The sequence below is a fragment of the Roseomonas aerilata DSM 19363 genome, from assembly GCF_000711725.1.
Lineage (GTDB): Bacteria > Pseudomonadota > Alphaproteobacteria > Acetobacterales > Acetobacteraceae > Roseomonas > Roseomonas aerilata.
In genome coordinates, this window is the sequence record NZ_JONP01000009.1 from 17,311 (window position 1) to 34,686 (window position 17,376).

At 70.9% G+C, this 17,376-nt stretch carries 16 protein-coding genes; 6 read left to right on the plus strand and 10 right to left on the minus strand.

Annotation, left to right across the window (positions count from 1 at the left end; all coding sequences use genetic code 11):
• Positions 1-6: 6 nt before the first annotated feature.
• Positions 7-975 carry a 2-hydroxyacid dehydrogenase gene (locus tag BO39_RS12055; protein ID WP_043833510.1) on the minus strand — a complete coding sequence of 323 codons (969 nt, stop codon included), beginning with the start codon at positions 973-975 and terminating at the stop codon, positions 7-9.
• Between the two features lie 127 nt (positions 976-1,102).
• Here BO39_RS12055 and BO39_RS12060 point away from each other — a divergent pair, with 127 nt between their 5' ends.
• Genes BO39_RS12060 through BO39_RS33945 form a run of 4 tightly spaced genes read left to right on the plus strand, consistent with a single transcriptional unit; the run spans position 1,103 to position 6,089 of the window.
• Positions 1,103-1,891, plus strand: a complete 789-nt coding sequence (locus BO39_RS12060) for an SDR family oxidoreductase (protein WP_043833513.1) — start codon at positions 1,103-1,105, stop codon at positions 1,889-1,891.
• Between the two features lie 3 nt (positions 1,892-1,894).
• Positions 1,895-3,976 (plus strand): hydantoinase/oxoprolinase family protein, encoded by a 2,082-nt coding sequence (locus BO39_RS12065; protein ID WP_043833515.1) that lies wholly within the window; start codon positions 1,895-1,897, stop codon positions 3,974-3,976.
• Positions 3,973-5,595 (plus strand): hydantoinase B/oxoprolinase family protein, encoded by a 1,623-nt coding sequence (locus BO39_RS33940; protein WP_043833517.1) that lies wholly within the window; start codon positions 3,973-3,975, stop codon positions 5,593-5,595. Before BO39_RS12065 ends, BO39_RS33940 begins: the two co-directional genes overlap by 4 nt.
• Before the next feature lie 17 nt (positions 5,596-5,612).
• The gene (locus BO39_RS33945; RefSeq protein ID WP_420493639.1) at positions 5,613-6,089 is read left to right on the plus strand and encodes a YaiI/YqxD family protein; all 477 of its coding nucleotides are present in this window, start codon (positions 5,613-5,615) and stop codon (positions 6,087-6,089) included.
• Here BO39_RS33945 and BO39_RS12080 read toward each other — a convergent pair.
• On the minus strand, positions 6,026-6,670 hold the full coding sequence (locus BO39_RS12080; RefSeq protein WP_084698067.1) for an FUSC family protein: 645 nt from the start codon (positions 6,668-6,670) through the stop codon (positions 6,026-6,028). The genes BO39_RS33945 and BO39_RS12080 overlap by 64 nt on opposite strands.
• A gap of 98 nt (positions 6,671-6,768) precedes the next feature.
• On the opposite strand from BO39_RS12080, the gene BO39_RS12085 reads away from it, so the two are divergent.
• Positions 6,769-8,220 carry an N-acyl-D-amino-acid deacylase family protein gene (locus BO39_RS12085; protein ID WP_043833519.1) on the plus strand — a complete coding sequence of 484 codons (1,452 nt, stop codon included), beginning with the start codon at positions 6,769-6,771 and terminating at the stop codon, positions 8,218-8,220.
• Positions 8,221-8,225: 5 nt separating this feature from the next.
• Here BO39_RS12085 and BO39_RS12090 read toward each other — a convergent pair whose 3' ends face one another.
• The 4 genes from BO39_RS12090 to BO39_RS12105 form a co-directional block, all read right to left on the minus strand.
• Positions 8,226-9,194 carry a Bug family tripartite tricarboxylate transporter substrate binding protein gene (locus BO39_RS12090; protein WP_169742755.1) on the minus strand — a complete coding sequence of 323 codons (969 nt, stop codon included), beginning with the start codon at positions 9,192-9,194 and terminating at the stop codon, positions 8,226-8,228.
• Positions 9,195-9,235: 41 nt separating this feature from the next.
• Positions 9,236-10,216, minus strand: a complete 981-nt coding sequence (locus BO39_RS12095) for an amidohydrolase family protein (RefSeq protein WP_043833522.1) — start codon at positions 10,214-10,216, stop codon at positions 9,236-9,238.
• A 4-nt stretch (positions 10,217-10,220) separates the two neighbouring features.
• A complete protein-coding gene (locus tag BO39_RS12100) occupies positions 10,221-11,249 on the minus strand; it encodes a Bug family tripartite tricarboxylate transporter substrate binding protein (protein WP_084698069.1) in 1,029 nt (342 codons plus the stop codon).
• A gap of 95 nt (positions 11,250-11,344) precedes the next feature.
• Positions 11,345-12,331, minus strand: coding sequence for a dihydrodipicolinate synthase family protein (locus BO39_RS12105; protein WP_043833527.1), 987 nt, complete (start codon positions 12,329-12,331; stop codon positions 11,345-11,347).
• Positions 12,332-12,455: 124 nt separating this feature from the next.
• Between BO39_RS12105 and BO39_RS12110 the strand changes: the two genes are divergently transcribed.
• The gene (locus BO39_RS12110; RefSeq protein WP_043833530.1) at positions 12,456-13,379 is read left to right on the plus strand and encodes a LysR family transcriptional regulator; all 924 of its coding nucleotides are present in this window, start codon (positions 12,456-12,458) and stop codon (positions 13,377-13,379) included.
• 199 nt (positions 13,380-13,578) lie between these two features.
• Here the strand turns inward: BO39_RS12110 and BO39_RS12115 are convergent, their stop codons facing one another.
• The 4 genes from BO39_RS12115 to BO39_RS29870 all read right to left on the minus strand — a co-directional run bounded on the left by BO39_RS12115 (position 13,579) and on the right by BO39_RS29870 (position 17,326).
• Positions 13,579-14,688 (minus strand): nickel/cobalt efflux transporter, encoded by a 1,110-nt coding sequence (locus BO39_RS12115; RefSeq protein WP_043833532.1) that lies wholly within the window; start codon positions 14,686-14,688, stop codon positions 13,579-13,581.
• Positions 14,689-14,701: 13 nt separating this feature from the next.
• Entirely contained in the window at positions 14,702-14,980 is a 279-nt protein-coding gene (locus BO39_RS12120) for a metal/formaldehyde-sensitive transcriptional repressor (protein ID WP_043833534.1), read from the minus strand.
• A gap of 47 nt (positions 14,981-15,027) precedes the next feature.
• Positions 15,028-16,353, minus strand: a complete 1,326-nt coding sequence (gene chrA, locus BO39_RS12125) for a chromate efflux transporter (protein ID WP_043833826.1) — start codon at positions 16,351-16,353, stop codon at positions 15,028-15,030.
• 178 nt (positions 16,354-16,531) lie between these two features.
• On the minus strand, positions 16,532-17,326 hold the full coding sequence (locus tag BO39_RS29870; RefSeq protein WP_052401995.1) for a transglycosylase SLT domain-containing protein: 795 nt from the start codon (positions 17,324-17,326) through the stop codon (positions 16,532-16,534).
• Positions 17,327-17,376 lie beyond the last annotated feature (50 nt).

Sequence of the window (17,376 nt, forward strand, 5' to 3'; positions counted from 1 at the left end):
TTTCCCTCAGGCGGCGCGATGGGGCGGCTCGGTGCCGTGGATCAGCAGTGCGTCCAGGTTTTCGAGGCAGCGCAAACCCATGGCGTCGCGCGTCTCCACCGTCGCGCTGCCGAGATGTGGCAGCAGCGTGACGTTGGGCGCGCTGTAGTAGCCCTCGAAAATTGCAGGCTCCCCCGTGAACACGTCGAGGCCCGCCGCGCGGAGGTGCCCGGCCCGCAGGGCCTCGCAGAGGGCCGCGTCGTCCACCGTCGTGCCGCGGCCGGTGTTCACCACGATGGCGCCCCGGGGCAGCCTCGCGATGCGCGCGGAATCCAGCCAGTGGCGCGTCGCCTCGCCGCCGGGGATGTGCATCGACAGCACGTCGCAGGAGGCGAGGAAGGCGTCGTCCTCGGCGTGGAAGGTCGCGCCCTCTTCCTCCGCGGGCGGCAGGCGCGTGCGGTTGCGGTAGTGGATCGCCATGCCCATCCCGCGCGCCATCCGGGCCAGCTCCCGCCCGATCCGGCCCATGCCGAGGATGCCCAGCCGCTTGCCCTCCAGCGTCACGCCCATGAGCTGCGTGGGCGCCCAGCCCATCCACTCCCGGGCGCGCAGCAGCCGCTCGGCCTCCCCCGCGCGCCGGGCGCACATGAGGATGAGGAGCATCGCGATTTCGGCCGTCGCCACGCTCAGCACCTCCGGCGTGTTGGTGACGGCGATGCCCCGGGCGCGGGCGGCGTCGAGCGCAATGTGGTCGGTGCCGACGCTGAAGGTGGCGATGATCCGCACGCTGTCGGGCAGGGCCGCGATGGTCGCGGCGTCCAGCGCGTCGCCGGCGGCACAAAGTATCCCCTCGCAGCCCTCCGCGGCGTGCAGGAGGGAGGCGGAATCCAGGGCCCGGTCGGGCCCCTCCGGTCGCCGGATCTCGTAGTCGCGGGCGGCACGCGCCTCCACGGCCTCGGGCAGGGATCGGGTCTGGAGGAGGGTGGGGCGGCGCATGGCCGCGAGGATGCCCCGCCGCCGCGCCCTTGCCAAACCGCCGGGGCTGGCGTCCACAGGCGGCCGATATTGCCAGGACGAGGGGGCCGGTTCAGGTTCCCTGCCCTGATTCGACGGGAGGTCTGCGATGGAACTCGGGCTGCGGGGCAAGCGGGCGCTTGTGATGGGTGCCTCCAAGGGGCTGGGCCGCGCCATCGCGGAGGCGCTGGCGGCGGACGGGGCGTCCCTGGCCATCTCCGGCCGTGACGCGGAGCGCCTGGCGCCGGTCTGCGAGGCGCTGAAGGCCAAGGGCGCCGCCGCGGCCCACGCCTTCGCCGCCGATGTCGGCCGGGGCGAGGACATGGACGCCCTGGCCAAGGGCGCGGTCGCGGCCCTCGGCGGGATCGACATCCTCGTGCTCAACCACGGCGGCCCACCGGCCGGCACGGCGACGGACGTGACGGAGGAGGCGCTGGAGACCTGGTTCCGCCGCATCGTCCTCTCCCCGATCCGCCTCGCCAACCTGCTGCTGCCCGCCATGCGCGCGCAGAAGCACGGCCGTATCATTGCCGTGGGCAGCACGGGCATGGTCCAGCCGCTGCCGAACCTCGCGCTGTCGAACATCCTGCGTGCCAACATCGTCGGCTGGGCCAAGACCCTCGCGGACGAGGTCGGGCCGGACGGCGTGACGGTGAACATCGTCGCCCCCGGCGCCATCATGACCGACCGCAGCGTTGAACTGGCCGGCGCCGCCGCGTCGAAGAGCAACTCCACGCCGGAGAAGGTGATCGCCGACCGCGAGAAGACGATCCCCATGCGCCGCTATGGCACCCCGGAGGAGTTCGGCCGCGCCGCCGCCTTCCTTGCCTCCGACGGTGGCTCCTACGTCACGGGCACCATCCTGCGCGTGGATGGCGGTGTGGTCCGGGGGTTCTGAGGCTTGAGCACGGGCGCGAGGCTTGCCGCCGATATCGGCGGCACCTTCACTGACCTCGCTCTCGAGCGGGTGGACGGGCAAGGGGGAGTGGAGCGCTGGACCGCCAAGGTCCTCACCACCCCCTCCGCCCCCGAAGCCGGCGTGCTGGCGGGCATCCGCGCGGTGCTCGCCAAGGCCGGGATGGGACCGGCGGACGTGGCGCTCTTCATCCACGGCACCACGCTGGCCACCAACGCGGTGATCGAGCGCAAGGGCGCCCGCACCGCGCTGCTGACGACCGAGGGCTTCCGCGACGTTCTCGCGCTGGGCAATGAGAGCCGCTACGACCAGTACGACCTGAACATCACCCTGCCGCAGCCGCTCGTGCCCCGCCGCTGGCGCGTGACCGTGCCGGAGCGGCTGGAGAACACCGGCCGCGTGCTGCTGCCGCTGGACGAGGGCGAGGTTCGCCGCGCCACCGGCTTCCTGCGGGAGGAGGGCATCGAGAGCCTCGCCATCGGCTTCCTCCATGCCTTCGTGAACCCCGCGCATGAGCGGCGTGCCGCCGCCATCGTGCGCGAGGAATGGCCAGACCTTCCCCTCTCGCTCTCCTCCGAGGTGAGCCCGGAGATGCGGGAGTGGGAACGTTTCTCCACCACGGCCGCCAACGCCTATGTGCAGCCGCTGATGGCCAGCTATCTCGGCCGTCTGCGCGAGGGGATGAAGGAGGCGGGCTTCGCCTGCCCGCTCTTCCTCATGCTCTCCGGCGGCGGCCTGACCACGCTCGAGACGGCCGCGCGCTTCCCCATCCGGCTGGTGGAGAGCGGCCCAGCGGGTGGCGCCATCTTCTCCGCCCATGTGGCGCGGCAGAAGGGCTGGGACCGCGTGCTCTCCTTCGACATGGGCGGCACCACGGCGAAGGTCTGCCTCATCGACGATTTCGTGCCCCAGACCTCCCGCAGTTTCGAGGTCGCGCGCATCGGCCGCTTCAAGAAGGGCTCCGGCCTGCCGCTGCGCATCCCCGTGATCGAGATGGTGGAGATCGGGGCAGGCGGCGGCTCCATCGCCTCCGTCGACGCACTCGGCCGCATCCAGGTCGGGCCCGAGAGCGCGGGCGCCGACCCCGGCCCCGCGTGTTACGGCCGCGGCGGCGAGAAGCCGGCGGTGACGGACGCGAACCTCCTCCTCGGCCGCTACGATCCCGCGAGCTTCGCCGGCGGCAGCCTCGCGCTGCACCCCGATGCCTCCCGCGCGGCGATGGACGGCTCCCTCGGCGCGCTCGGCCTCCCGCCCGAGATGGCGGCGCTCGGCGTCGTGGAGGTGGTGGACGAGAACATGGCGAACGCCGCCCGCGTGCACGCGATCGAGAGCGGCAAGAGCTATGACGGCCGCGCGGTGATCGCCTTCGGCGGCGGCGGCCCCGTGCACGGTTACCGCGTGGCGGAAAAGATCGGCGTGAACCGCCTTCTCGTGCCCTCCGGCGCCGGGGTGGGCTCGGCCATCGGCTTCCTGCGCGCGCCCGTGGGCTATGAGGTGGTGCGCAGCCTCTACCAGCGCTTCCGGACCTTCGACCCGGTGGCGGTGAACGCGCTGCTGGCAGAGATGTCGGCCGAGGCGCGTGAGGTTGTCGCGCAAGGGGCCTTCGGAGCGCCCCTGGTGGAGCGGCGCATCGCTTACATGCGCTATGTCGGCCAGGGCCACGAGATTGCGGTGGACCTGCCGGTGAAGGAGCTGGCGGCGGAGGACGTGGAGGCCGTACGAGCCGCCTACGATGTCGCTTATGCCGGCTTCTACGACCGCCCCGTGCCGGGCAGCGATGTGGAGATCCTCTCCTTCGCCGTGACGGTCGCGACGGAGGTTGAGGCGCCGGAGCCGGTTGCCGACGTGCCCGTTGCCCCCGGCCCCGCGCCCATCCGCCACCAGGCCGTGCGCGACACGGCGCGCGGCGAGGTCTCGGAATGGCCGGTCTATGACCGCGCCGCTTTTGCGCCGGGCGCGGAAGTCCGTGGCCCCTGCATCGTGGCCGAGGCGGAGACGAGCACGCTGGTGGGGCCGGGCTGGACCTGCCGGATGGATGGGCTTGGCTATCTGGAGCTGACGCGATGAGTGACACCGCCCTCGCCACCATCCAGCGCCAGATCCAGTGGAACCGCCTCATCGCGGTGGTGGAGGAGCAGGCGCAGATCATGATCCGCACCGCCTTCAGCACCACGGTGCGGGAAGCGGGCGATCTCTCCGCCGGCGTCTTCGACCTCCGCGGGCGCATGCTGGCGCAGGCCGTCACGGGCACGCCGGGCCATGTGAACTCCATGATGGAATCTGTCGGCCACTTCCTCGCGAAGTTCCCGGCCCGCACGATGAAGCCCGGCGACCACTACATCACCAACGACCCCTGGCTCGGCACCGGACACCTGCACGACCTCACCGTCGTCACGCCGGCCTTCCGCAATGGTCGCATCGTCGCCCTCTTCGCCAACACCGCGCATGTCATCGATGTCGGCGGTCTCGGCATGGGGCCGGAGGGGCGCTCGGTCTTCGAGGAAGGCCTCTACATCCCCATCGTGAAGTGCTTCGACGGGGGGCGCGCGAACGAGACCTTCTTCGACATCCTCCGCGCCGGCACCCGCACGCCGGCCGAGTTGGAAGGCGATGTCTACTCCCTGTGCGCCTGCAACGACGCCGGTGCGCGCCGTCTCGTCGAGATGATGGACGAGTACGGGATGGAGACGATCGACGACCTCGCGGAATCTATCTTCGATGCCTCCTCTCGCGCCACGCTCGCCGAGATCGCGAAGCTTCCGCACGGTGAGTTCGCTGCCCAGATCAGCTCGGACGGCTACGAGGCCCCCGTCACGCTACGCGCCCGCATGACCATTGCCGAGGACCACATCAGGGTCGATTACGCCGGCACCTCCGGCCTCTCGGGGCGCGGAATCAACGTTCCGGCCGCTTACTGCCGCGCCTATGCCTGCTTCGGGATCAAATGCGTCGTTGCGCCGGAGGTGCCGAACAACTGGGCCTCCCTGCAGCCCTTCCGGATGAGCATCCCGGAGGGCTGCATCCTCAACGCGCCGCGCCCCTACCCCGTGGCCGTGCGCCACGTCGTCGGCCAGCTCCTGCCCGACCTGATGATGGGCTGCCTGCACCAGGCGGTGCCGGACCGCGTAGTCGCGGAGGGCTCCTCCTGCCTCTGGAACCCGCCCCTGCGCGGCGGCGGCCAGGTCAGCGGCGCCGAGGCCGAGTTGCCGGATTTCGAGGTCATCACCTTCAACTCCGGCGGCACTGGCGCGCGGCCGGGCCAGGACGGGCTGGACGCCACAGCCTTCCCCTCGGGCGTGCGGACCATGCCGGTGGAGGCAACCGAGAACGTCGCCCCCGTCGTCTTCTGGAAGAAGGAACTCCGCCCCGGCTCCGGCGGCCCAGGCCGCACCCGCGGTGGCCTTGGGCAGGTGATGGAGATCGGCGCGCGCGACGACGCGGAATTCGCCGTCAACGCCATCTTCGATCGCGTGGCGAACCCGCCGCGCGGCCGGGACGGCGGCGGCGATGGTGCGCCGGGCTGGGTCGGCCTGACGGACGGCACGACGATCCGCACCAAGGGCTATCAGGTCATCCCCCGCGGCAAGCGGCTGCGCCTGATGCTGCCGGGCGGCGGCGGCATGGGCGACCCAGCCGAGCGCGACCCGGCGCTCGCTGCGCGCGACCTGGCGGACGGCCTGCTCTGAGCGCGCCGCACATCCTGGTGGACGGCGACGCCTGTCCCGTCCGCGACGAGGTCTTCCGCGTCGCCGAGCGGCACGGCCTGCCGGTCACGGTCGTCGCCAACGGCTCGCGCGGGGTGCGCCTGCCGGATTGGGTGCGCCGGGTCATCGTACCCGACGGCCCCGACGTGGCGGATGACTGGATCGCGGACTCGATCCGCCCCGACGACATCTGCGTGACCGCCGACATCCCGCTCGCCTCGCGTTGCCTCGCCAACGGCGGCCACGCGGTGGCCCCCAGCGGCAAGGTCTGGGACACGACGAATATCGGCCAGGCCCTCGCCGGGCGCGAGATCGCCCGCCACATGCGCGAGGTGACGAACGGCCAGACGCGCCATTCCAGCTTCAGCGCCGACAACCGCTCCCGCTTCCTCCAGGCGTTGGAAACGACGGTTCAGCGGGCGATGCGCGGCCCCGCCCCGCCACCGCCGGCCATGCCGGACTTCTTCTCGGACTGAACCGCCTTCACGCGCGAGAAGGCCCAGACCATCCCGAGCCCGACCAGCGCCCCCCAGGCCACCTCGCCGACACGGGAGAGGAGCATGTGCTGGGGTGATCCCGAATGGGGCACGAGGATGATGATGGTGGCCGTGATGCCCGCCAGCCGGCTGGCCGAGGCGACGTTGATCAGCGCGCAGGCGAGCACCGAGAGAACGACGGCCAGCACATAGGCGGGCAAGGACTGCCCGAGGCCGAGCACGACCGCCACCGCGATCGCCCCACCGGTGGCCGAGCCGATCACTTGGTCACGCCCGGTGTTACGAGCCGCGCCGAACTCCGTCTGCATCACCGCGATGGCGGTGATGGCGCCCCAGAACCCCTCCCGCAGGCCCAGTGCCTGGGTCGGCAGGTAGGCCACCACTGCTCCCAGGGAGGAGAGCAGAGCCTGCTGCGCCCCGCCCTGCAGCCGGTCCGCCACCGGGATCGCCTTGGAAAGCGCCGTCGCCCGCTTCTCGAGCCGGTCGATCCGCCCGGCCAGCCGCTCGGCGGCCAAGCCGGGGAGTTCCTCGGGCGGGGGTGACGGAGGGACGATCGGCATCACCCCAAGAAGGCTGCCAGGCGCCGAAGGTTCCCCCGGCCCTGGATCGCCGCGCCGGGCGGGGCCATCATGCCCGCACCCTCCGGGAAGGTTCCGACATGGCGCTCCGCTGCGACACGATCATCCGCGATGCCACCCTCTTCGACGGCACGGGCGCCGCCCGGCGCCTCGGCGATGTCGGGCTGCGAGGCGACCGGATCGTGGGGGTGGGCGACCTCGGCGCCGCGACGGCAGACCGGGAAGTGATCGCGACCGGCAAGGCGCTGGCCCCCGGATTCATCGACAGCCACACCCATGACGACCGCGCCGTCCTCTGCGGCCCGGACTGCACCACCTGCAAGACAAGCCAGGGCGTGACAACGGTGGTGGTCGGCAATTGCGGCGTCAGCCTCACCCCGCTGCGCCTGAGCACCCGTCCCATCCCGCCGCTCGACCTGCTGGGCGACGAGGCCTGGTGGACCTTCGACAGCTTCGGCGATTATGCCCACGCGCTGCGGACCAAGGGCTCGGAGGTGAACACCTACGCCTTCGTCGGCCACCAGACGCTGCGCGTGGAGGCGATGAACGGCGACGTCTACCGCCCCGCGAAGGACGTCGAGATCGCCCGCATGCACGACCGCCTGCGCCAGGCGATGGGGGAGGGGGCGAGCGGCTTCTCAACCGGCCTCTACTATCCTCCCAACGCGGCCGCGACGACGGAGGAGGTGATCGCCGTCGCCGAGGCCATCCGCCCCTTCGGCGGCCTCTACTGCACCCATATGCGCGACGAGGCCGACCGCATCCTCGCCTCCATCGAGGAGACGGCGAAGATCGGCAAGCGCGCCGGGATCGCCGTGCATGTCAGCCACCACAAGTGCTCCATGCCCGAGAACTACGGCCGCTCCACCCAGACGCTGCCGCTGCTGGCCGAGTACGCGCGCACGCAGACGCTGACCTACGACGCCTATCCCTATCCCGCGGGCTCGACCGTGCTGATGCCGGACAAGCTGCGGGACGACGTGGAGGTGATGGTCACCTGGTCCGTCCCGCACCCCGAGATGGCCGGGAAGTACCTCAAGGACGTGGCGCGTGGCTGGAACACCGACATCAAGACCGCCGCCGCCCGCCTGCTGCCCGCGGGCCAGGTGACCTGGCAGATGGACGAGGAGGACGTGCGCCGCATCCTCGCCCACCCGCTCTCCGTCATCGGCTCCGACGGCATACCGCACGACGCGCACCCGCACCCGCGGCTCTGGGGCACCTTCCCGCGCGTGCTCGGCCACTACGTACGCGACGTCGGCCTCTTCAGCCTTGAGACAGCCGTGCACAAGATGACGGGGCAGGCCGCCGACCTCTTCGGCATGACGGACCGCGGCGTGCTGCGCGAGGGCGCGATGGCCGACATCGTGCTCTTCGACCCACACACGGTGCGCGACCGCGCGACCTTCGAGGATCCGAAGCAGCTCTCCGAGGGGATCGAGGAGGTCTGGTGCAATGGCGTGCCCACCTACGCCGCCGCGAAGGGCGCAACGGGCGAGAAGCCGGGCCGGCTCCTCACCCGCAACCGCTAGGGGCGCTACTCGGTCAGGCCGAGGGCGCGGATCAGCTCGCCCACTACCTTGTCGTCCGCTTCCATGCGGGCGGCGAAGGCGCCGCGGCCGAGATAGGTGGCGCGCACCGCCTGCTTCTCCGCGACCTCGCCATAGGCGTGGCTCGCTACCACCTCGCGGCAGGCCTCCTCCACGCGCGCCACGATCGGCTCCGGCGTGCCGGCGCGGAGGAAGAGCCCGCCATAGGTGACCGAGGCGACCGGCCCCAGCCCCAGTTCCGCCAGCGTCGGAACGTCCGGCATCGCCGGCAGCCGCTCGGCCGAGGCGGCGCCGAGGGAGCGCAGCCCCTGGGTTTGGATGAGGAAGGTCGTCGCGATGCCCATGTCGAGCGTGCCGGAGACAAGGTTCGTCGCGAAGTCCGCCTCTCCGCGATAGGGGATGTCCACCACCTCTACCCCCGCGTTGCGCCAGACCTGCGCCGCCAGCAGATGCGGTCCCGAAGCCGGACCCGTGTGCCCATAGCGTAGCTTACCCGGGTTGGCGCGCGCGAACTCGATGACCGAGCGCAGGTCTCGGAACGGCGAGGACTGCGGCACCGCGATGTGGAAGATGTTGTCGAAGGTCTGGCAGACCGGGATCACCGCCTCCTTGCCGTAGCCGAGGTTCCGGACCCGGTGCGGTTGGATGACGATGGGCGTGACCGGCGAGAAGGCGATCATGTAGCCGTCGGGCGGTGCATTCACCACCGCCTGCATCCCGATCGTCAGCGAGGCGCCGGTGCGGTTGTTTACCACCGCCCGCTGGCCAAGAACGGTCCCCAACTCCGTCGCGAAAACCCGCGCCATGAGGTCCGTGCCCGAGCCGGGCGGCAGGGGCATGACGATCTGCAGCGGCCGCGAGGGAAAGGTCTCCTGCGCGGCCGCACCGCCGACCAGCCCGAGGAAGGCGCCGAGCAGCGCCACCCTTGCGATATGCCGCCTTTCTTGGAACGCCATTTTTCCTGTCTCCTCCATTCCTTGTTGTCCGTGGCCGGGCTTCAGCCCGATGGCAGCCAGGGCAGGCGGGCCGCGTTACCGCCGGCCATTGCCGCGCAATCCGCTTCGGTGAAGCCTTCGGCCCGTCGCAGAAAGCCGAGCGGGTCGGCCTCGCCCACGGGGTAGTCCGAACCCATCAGAAGCCGGTCTGCGCCGACCACCCGCGCGAGCGCGCCGAGCACCCCGGGTTCATAGACGCAGGTGTCGTAATGGAAGTCGCGGAGGTAGTCGCTCGGCCTGCGGCTGATGTTGCGGGCGCTGGCGGGCATGTTCGCCACGTTGCGGTCCAGCCGCCCGCAGTAATGCGGCAGGAACCCGCCGCCATGGGAGACGACGATGGTCATCGCCGGAAAAGCGTCGAGCACGCCCTCGTAGATGAGGGAGGCCATGACCTTCGCCTCCTCGATCGGCTGGCCGAGCGAGTTCCAAAGGCTGTATCCCTGAAACCACGGCTCGCGGATGCCGTCGGGATGGATGAGCACGGCGACGCCCATCGCGTGCATCGCCTCCCAGAGCGGCCGCAGCGAAGGATGTCCAAGATAGCGCCCGCCGACCTGAGCCGGCAGGTTCGCCCAGCGAAGACCGAGCCCCTCCACCGCGCGCCGCATCTCGGTCAGGGAGAGATCCACGTCCTGCATGGGCAGCACGAAGCTGCCGGTGTAGCGATGCGGGAAGCGCGCGACCCATTCGGCCGCACGGTCGTTCACGCGGTGCACCATCTCCAACTCGGCCGCGGCCTCCGCCCAGCCCGTGTACTGGTTCACCGTGCTGGCGGAGACCAGGGCGTGGTCGATCCCACGCTCCGCCATCTCGGCGGCCTGAACCGCCGGGTCGAACATCCGCTCCATCAGCCGGTGGCGCGGCGTGCCGGGCGATCGGTCCGGCGGTGGGCGTGTGCCGCAGCCATAGAGAACGCTCATCGCCTCCGTCGCGGCCGCCACCTCGCGATCGAGGAAATGGGCGTGGATGTCGATGACCGGCACGCGCTTACTCCGGCCTCAGCCCTGCGGCGCGGATGATCTCGCCGTACTGGGCAATCCCCTCGCGCAGCTGGGCCGCGAAGACCCCTGGCGGGCTGCCGACCACGCGGATGCCATTGCCACTCAGCCGCGCCGCCATGTCGGGCATGGCGAGCACTTTCACCACCGCCTCGTGCATCCGGGCGGGAACCCCCTCCGGCAGCCTGGCGGGGCCGAAAAGCCCGAACCACGAGGCGGGCTTGCGGAAGCCAGGCACCGTCTCGGCCAGGGTCGGGATCTCCGGCCGGGCGGCGAAGCGCTCGCCCTCCAGCACCGCGAGGATCCGCACCCGCCCGGCCTCCGCATGGGCGCGCGCATCCACCAGCGCGCAGAACAGTGCGTCGATCTGCCGCCCGAGCAGCGCGACCATGGCGGGCCCCGTGCCGCGGAAGGGCACGTGCATCATCTCGAGGCCCGCGACCTCGTTCAGTACCTCGCCGGTCATGTGGAAGACGGAACCGGTGCCGGAACTGCCATAGGAGAGCTTGCCCGGCGAGCGGCGGGCGAGTTCCACCAAGCCGGCCGCGTCCCGCACCGAGGTCTCCACCGAGACCACCAGGCAGGTCACCGCCTCCGCCGCCGCGGTGATCGGCGTGAAGTCCCGCACGGGGTCGTAGGGCATGTTGCGGCTGAGATAGAGCGGCGTGATCTGGCTGCTCGGCGTCGTCATCAGCAGCGTGTGGCCGTCGGGCTGGGCACGGGCGACGTAGGCGGCGCCGATCATCCCGCTCGCCCCGTCGCGGTTCTCGATCACCACGGGCTGGCCCAGTACCTCCCGCAGCCGCGGCTCGATCAACCGCGGCAGGAAGTCGGCGGCGCCGGGTGGGAAGGGAACGATGATGCGGACGGGCTGCGAGGGAAAGCCTTGCGCCCGCGTGGCGGCCGATAGCAACGGCAGCGCGGCCGCGCCCCGGATGAGCGCGCGCCGCGTGGCCCTAACGGCCAGCATCGTGCCGCAGCCCCTGCGCGCGCGGCGGGCTGATCCGCCCCATCGCATCCTCCCCTTCTTGTCACCTCCTCGCGGCGGCCCCGGAAGGCCCGTCGCTTTCGCCCCGCCGCGATACCTGCGGCGGGGTTCCGCGCAGGGCCCGTTCAGGCCGCGCGCTTGAGGTCGCTGCGGTCGATGACGGAGAGGTTGAGCGCCTTCAGCAGGTTGTAGATCGTGTCGATCTCCTCCCCCTTCGGCTTGGGCATCGGCGAGCGCATGAAGGGGCTTGGGATCAGCCCGCGCAGCCAGGCGGCGGTCTTATAGCGGATGTGCAGCCGGCCCATGTCCGCGATGTACTCGTGCAGGTTCACCAGACCGCTGTCCCACACGCGGCAGGCGCCCTCGAGATCGCGGTTGTCCCAAGCATCGAGGTGGTCGAGCATCGGCTCCTTCGCGAAGGTCCAGAAGCCGCTGAGCGTGCCGTCGAACATGCCGGTCGCGCGGTACTCGTGGAAGCGCGACGCCAGCGCGCCCATGATCGCAACCGGGCGGTTGAGGCTGCGCAGCCCCTTCGCCACGATGCGGTACCCATCGTAGGTGTAGGTCATCTTCCAGCCGACGATGTTCGGCACCTCGCGGCACATGTGGAGCGCGGCCTTTACGGGCAGGCCGGGATAGAAGGGGAAGTCGCTGCCGCTGACGGGATGGGTGATGATCGGCAGGTCCACCGCGCGGTCCTGCGCGATGACGGTATCGAGCCAGATCTCCGGATAGGTGTCGGCGTCCCAGCAGGAGGTCACGTCCTGCGCGCCGCCCGGGGGCGTCACGAAGATGCCGTCCACGCCGAGCGCCTTCGCGTCGCGCGCCGTCTCGACCATCTCCTCCGTGCGCAGCGCCCAGGTGCCGGCGATGATCGGCAGCTTTCCGTGCGCCTCCTCCATCGCGATCTCGAGGACGCGGCGCTTCTCCTCGCGAGAGAGATAGAAGATCTCGCCGGCCTCGGGATTCACGCAGAGGCCACCCTCCTTCGCGAAGCGGGCGTCGTCCGCGTAGTAGCGGACGTAGCGGCGGAAGGCGCCCTCATCGACCTTCATGTTCTCGTCGAACGGCAGCAGCAGGGCGACGTAGCGCCGGTGGCCGATGGTGCTCATGGGGTTCCTCCTCAGGGCTGCCCTCTCGGAGGGTCGCCGGTGAGGAGGTATGGCGCCGCGCAGGAGCAGAAATCTATCTATACTTATTCATCTTATCATTAATCAGGTGCATGATCGTCGCTGCATGATCGACCTCTCCCGCGTGGACCTGAACCTTCTGGTCGTCTTCGACGCCCTGATGACCGAACGCCAAGTCACCCGCGCCGCAGCCCAGGTGCGGCTCACCCAGCCTGCCGTCAGCCACGCCCTGCGCCGCCTGCGCCACCTCTTCGAGGACGAGCTTTTCACCCGCGGCCCCGGCGGCATGCAGCCGACCCGGCGGGCGCAGGACCTGCACGTGCCCGTTCGCGCCGCTCTGGCCCATGTGCGGGCTGCGCTGGGCAGCCAATCCTCCTTCGACCCGCTGACCGTCCGTCGCAGCTTCCGCCTGGCCATGACGGAGGTGATGACGCTCGAGCTACTGCCGCGCCTCATCGCCCTCGTCCGCGGCCGCGCGCCCGGCGTGGACCTCGTCATCCTTGGCAGCGGTGCGGGGGAGGCAGGGGACATGGTGGCGGAGGGCGAGGCCGATATCGGCCTCGGCGTACTGCCGCAGCTTCCCGACGGCCTGCTCGCGCAGGAGCTCTACACGGATGCCCTCGCCTGCGTGGTGGACCGACACCACCCCCGGCTCCGCGACGGTCGGCTTGGGCTGGACGACTACCTCGCCGCCGACCACGTGACTGTCGCCGGCCCGCGCCACGTGGGGATCGAGTTGGACGAACTTCTCTCCCGCCTTGGCCTCGTCCGTCGCGTGGTGGCGGTGCTGCCCCACTACGTCGCGATCCCCGCCGTCATCCTCGGCACGGACCTCGTCGGCCATATCCGCGAACGCCTCGTCTCCATCCATGCCAACCGGGGCGACCTGCTGCTTTTCCCGCCGCCCATCCCCATGCCGGTGCCGCCGCTCCGCTTCCTCCAGGTCTGGCACACGCGCGATGACCGCGACGCCGGGCATCGCTGGATGCGGGCCCTCATTGCCGAGGCAGCGAGCGAGCCCTTGTCCTGAGCAGAAGGCGCGGCCTTTGACCCATCATTTCCGCCTCAGGTCCGTGACCTGAGGCGACCGTAAGGGCAGGAAGGGTGCCGGGAGGAGAACCGGCCTTCAATCATCGTATCCGTGTCAGTCAGATAGAGATCCAAGGCCCCCCGGCCCCTGGCTTGAAAGCGCCGCGCCTTATCCCGGGACTTCAAGCGCCGACACCATATCAGCTCCCGGCATACGCCAGCCCCGCGATGCCTTGCCAGCCCATGTAAAGGCCGACGAGGAGAATGACGGCCGCCGAGACATAGGGCGCCCGGCGCGTCACGCGCTCGAACAGCCCGGACCAGCGCCGTTCCGCGCGCCGCATGCCATAAGCCGCCGCCACGCCGACCGAGACCATCACCACCGCGAGGCCGACCGAGAAGCAGAGCACCAGCACGACGCCGAGGCTGAACTGGCGGAGCTGCAGGCAGAGCATCAGCACCGTGATGGCGGCCGGGCAGGGGATGAGCCCGCCGGTCAGGCCAAAGAGGATGATCTGCCATGTCGTCGCCTCGCGCCCGGCGAAGCGGCGGCGGATGTCCTCGGCATGGGCGCGCTCATGCGCGTCCTGGAAGGCGGGCTCACCTGCCGCCGGCCCATGGTGCGCATGGCCGTGCTCGTCGAAGGAGAGGGCGTATTCATGCGCGTGCCCGCTATGGTCGAGGCGCAGCCGTGCCTCGAAGGCGTGCGGCTCCGGAATCTCCTGAACGGATTCGAGGTAATCGCCGCGGTCCGCGAAGGCGAAGGCCTGGCGTGCACCGCCAGGGCGGACCGTCTCCAGGCTGACGCTGGCGGCGGGCCAGGCATCGCCGCCCTCGAAGCGCAGGCGCCAGCGGGGCGGCACGCCATCCTCGAAGACCTCCAGCGCCGCGACGCCGTGGCCGGTATCGATCCGCCGCGCCTCACCGGCGTGGTCGTGGTCGTGTCCGTGATGATGGTGGCCGCGCGCATCCCGCCAGCTGCGCGAGAGCATCCAGGCCGCCACCCCCACTACGACGACGGCGGAGGCAAGCTGGAAATAAGGCTCGGAGGTCTCCGCATCGAATTGGCCGGCATAGTGCAGCCCGACGAGTGCCACCGCCCACACCACGGCGGTGTGCGACAGCGCGGCGGCGAGGCCGAGCAGCACCGCCTGCGTCACCGTTCCCCGCACCGCGACGATGAAGGCCGCCATCATCGTCTTCGAATGTCCCGGCTCCAGACCGTGCAGCGCGCCGAGCAGGATGGCCGAGGGGATGAACAGCCAGGCGTGGCTCGCGCCCTGCTGGATGAGGTCCGTGAAGGATGTCACCGGCGGCCTCCTTTCACTTCATGTAGGTTCGGACGACACCGAGGAGCTGCTCGACAGCCGCCTCGTCGAGCACGCCGGGGTGCTTCTCGACGTCCACGAGGTGCGTGCGGACATGGTCCTCCACCACCTCGGCCATCAGCCCCGCCATCGCCGCGCGGGCGCTGGAGAGCAGGTGCATCACGCGCTCGCAGTCCGCCTCGGTGTCGAGGGCGCGCTCCACGGCCTCGACCTGTCCGCGGATGCGCCGCACGCGGGCAAGCAGCTTCTGCCGGTCACGGATCGTATGAGTCATGCGGCGTAGATAGGGTAGGGGGGTATCCTATGCAACCACTGCGTTGGTCACCCCAGCAGCAAGCGCGCGATGAGCCCCGCCAGGGCCGTCACGCCGAGCGTGGGAACAAGGCCGATCTTCGTGCGGAAGAGCAGCGCGGCCGCCAGCAACGCGAGCCCCAGCGCGACAGGATCGAGGCTCGCCGGCAACGGCAGGTCGAGCGCCATCGGCCCCACCTCCACGCGCCGCACGGCCGTGAAAAGCACGCGCAAACCGAACCAGAGCGCGAGGTTGGCGATCACGCCGACCACCGCCGCCGTCACGGCCGCCAGCGCGCCGGTCAGTGCCCGGTTCGCGTGCAGCCGCTCCACATAGGGCGCGCCGAGGAAGATGAAGGCGAAGCAGGGTGCGAAGGTAACCCAGACCGTCAGCAAGGAGGCGAGCACTCCCCAGCCCAGCCCGCCCGCTTGTGCGCCCGCGAGGAAGCCGACGAATTGCAACACGAGCACCAGCGGCCCCGGGGTCGTCTCCGCCAGGCCCAGCCCCACGAGCATCTGCTCGGGCGTCAGCCAGCCATAGCCCTGCACCGCCTCCTGCGCGACATAGGCGAGCACGGCGTAGGCCCCGCCCACCGTGACCACCGCCAGCTTCGAGAAGAACAGCGCGACATCCGCGAAGACACCTGCGCCGAGCAGCGTCAGCGCCGCGACCGGCAGCAGCCAGAGCGCGACCGCGACCAGCCCCGCCCGCCAGCCGCTGGCGGCCAGGCGGGCCGGGCGGCCAGGATCGGCGGCCAGCACCGCGTCCAGCAGGGCCGGCGGCCCATCCTTCGCCACGGCATGGGCCGATGCCCGGAAGGCGCCGGGCGCGAGATACCCGATCAGCGCCGCGCCGAGCACCACCACGGGAAAAGGGATGGCGAAGGCGTAAAGCGTGACGAAGGCCGCCGCCGCCATGGCCCAGGCCGGCCGTGTTCGCAGCGCCCGCCGCGCCACGCGCAGCAGCGCCTCCACCACCAGCACGAGCACGGCGCAGCGCAGGCCAAAGAAGAGCCCGGCCACGACCGGCACCTCGCCGAGCGTGGCGTAGAGGAGCGAGAGCGCCAGCATCACCGCCATGCCCGGCAGCACGAAGAGCGCGCCCGCCGCGACGCCGCCCCGCACCCCGTGCAGCAGCCAGCCGAGATAGGTCGCGAGTTGCTGCGCCTCCGGCCCCGGCAGCAGGGTGCAGAAGTTCAGCGCGTGCAGGAATCGCGCGTCGGAAACCCAGCGGCGTTCATCCACGACCTCGCGGTGTAGCATAGCGATCTGCCCGGCTGGCCCGCCGAAGGAGAGCAGGCCGATCTTCAGCCAGACGCGGAGAGCCGTGCCGAAGCTCGGCAGTTCCGGCGTCATGGCGAAGGGCACCCGAACCTGAAGGAGGCGGAGGGGCAGCGCCCGGCGTGCAGGGGGGAGGCGTGCCGCGGGCTTCCCGCGGCGCGAGGAAACGAAGGAGGGCGCAGAAGGGGGCTCCCCGGGGCGGTGAAAGGGACCCGATCCTACCGGGAAGAGGTGCCGCCGTCGAAGCCCCGCCCTATCCCCGCGCGCCCGGCAGGCCGCGCATCAGGAGCGGCGCCGCCCTCCCGGCCAGCGGGATGGCCGTGGCGCGGTAGGCATCGAGGTCGCGTCCACGCCCGGCCTCGGGTGTCGTGCCGGCCATGCGGATGACCGTCGCCGGCGGTGCCGCACGGATGCTCATCCCCGCCAGGCCGGCCATCGTGGTGCCAGGCATGGTGCCGGGCATGGCGCCAGGCCGGGGTTGGTTAGACCAGCCGGGCTGCCAGGCGGGCGCGCCGCCGGCCTGCTGCTGCTCTTCCGGCCAGCGCAATGCCACCTGCGCGCGGTAGGCATCAGCCCGGCCGGGCGTCTGCGAATGGTAGTGCCCAGCGGCCACCATCCAGTCCCCGGCATTGGCCTGCAGGTCCTTCAGGAAGCGCGCGGCGTAGCGTGCATTGGCCAGGGGGTCGAAGGCTTCGTCGAGCGAGGCGAAGGCGTTTGCGTGGTGGTACAGGTTGATCTGCATGCAGCCGACATCGATGATCCGCATGCCCCCGGCACGAAGCTGCCCCACCTCGGCAACCGCTTCCGCCTTGGAGGGGAAGAATTTTCCTCGTCCCTCCGCGTTCATCGTCCAGGGCCAGGGGCCCTGCTCCCCGGTGGCGGGATCGCGGCGGCCCGATTCCACCCGCCCGATCGCGGCCAGAAGCCCCGCGGGAATACCGTATTCCCGCTCCGCCGTGGCGATTGCGGCACGGCATAGGGCGGTGGGGGAGGGCTGGGCCAGGGCGATGCCGGGCAACAAGAGGAGGAGCAGGGCGAGGAGGCGCATGCTCCCCCCTGCTCAAGCCCCGTGCCAGCAGGGCCCCCGAAAAAATCGCA

What these genes read in the sequence shown, in the direction of transcription:
- BO39_RS12100 (WP_084698069.1), bottom strand. Translation starts at nt 11,249, where the DNA reads ATGCGATGGGGCGGATCAGCCCGCCGCGCGCGCAGGGGCTGCGGCACG.
- BO39_RS33940 (WP_043833517.1), top strand. Translation starts at nt 3,973, where the DNA reads ATGAGTGACACCGCCCTCGCCACCATCCAGCGCCAGATCCAGTGGAAC.
- chrA (WP_043833826.1), bottom strand. Translation starts at nt 16,353, where the DNA reads ATGACGCCGGAACTGCCGAGCTTCGGCACGGCTCTCCGCGTCTGGCTG.
- BO39_RS29870 (WP_052401995.1), bottom strand. Translation starts at nt 17,326, where the DNA reads ATGCGCCTCCTCGCCCTGCTCCTCCTCTTGTTGCCCGGCATCGCCCTG.
- BO39_RS12105 (WP_043833527.1), bottom strand. Translation starts at nt 12,331, where the DNA reads ATGAGCACCATCGGCCACCGGCGCTACGTCGCCCTGCTGCTGCCGTTC.
- BO39_RS12090 (WP_169742755.1), bottom strand. Translation starts at nt 9,194, where the DNA reads ATGGCGTTCCAAGAAAGGCGGCATATCGCAAGGGTGGCGCTGCTCGGC.
- BO39_RS12055 (WP_043833510.1), bottom strand. Translation starts at nt 975, where the DNA reads ATGCGCCGCCCCACCCTCCTCCAGACCCGATCCCTGCCCGAGGCCGTG.
- BO39_RS12080 (WP_084698067.1), bottom strand. Translation starts at nt 6,670, where the DNA reads ATGCCGATCGTCCCTCCGTCACCCCCGCCCGAGGAACTCCCCGGCTTG.
- BO39_RS12120 (WP_043833534.1), bottom strand. Translation starts at nt 14,980, where the DNA reads ATGACTCATACGATCCGTGACCGGCAGAAGCTGCTTGCCCGCGTGCGG.
- BO39_RS12060 (WP_043833513.1), top strand. Translation starts at nt 1,103, where the DNA reads ATGGAACTCGGGCTGCGGGGCAAGCGGGCGCTTGTGATGGGTGCCTCC.
- BO39_RS12085 (WP_043833519.1), top strand. Translation starts at nt 6,769, where the DNA reads ATGGCGCTCCGCTGCGACACGATCATCCGCGATGCCACCCTCTTCGAC.
- BO39_RS12110 (WP_043833530.1), top strand. Translation starts at nt 12,456, where the DNA reads ATGATCGACCTCTCCCGCGTGGACCTGAACCTTCTGGTCGTCTTCGAC.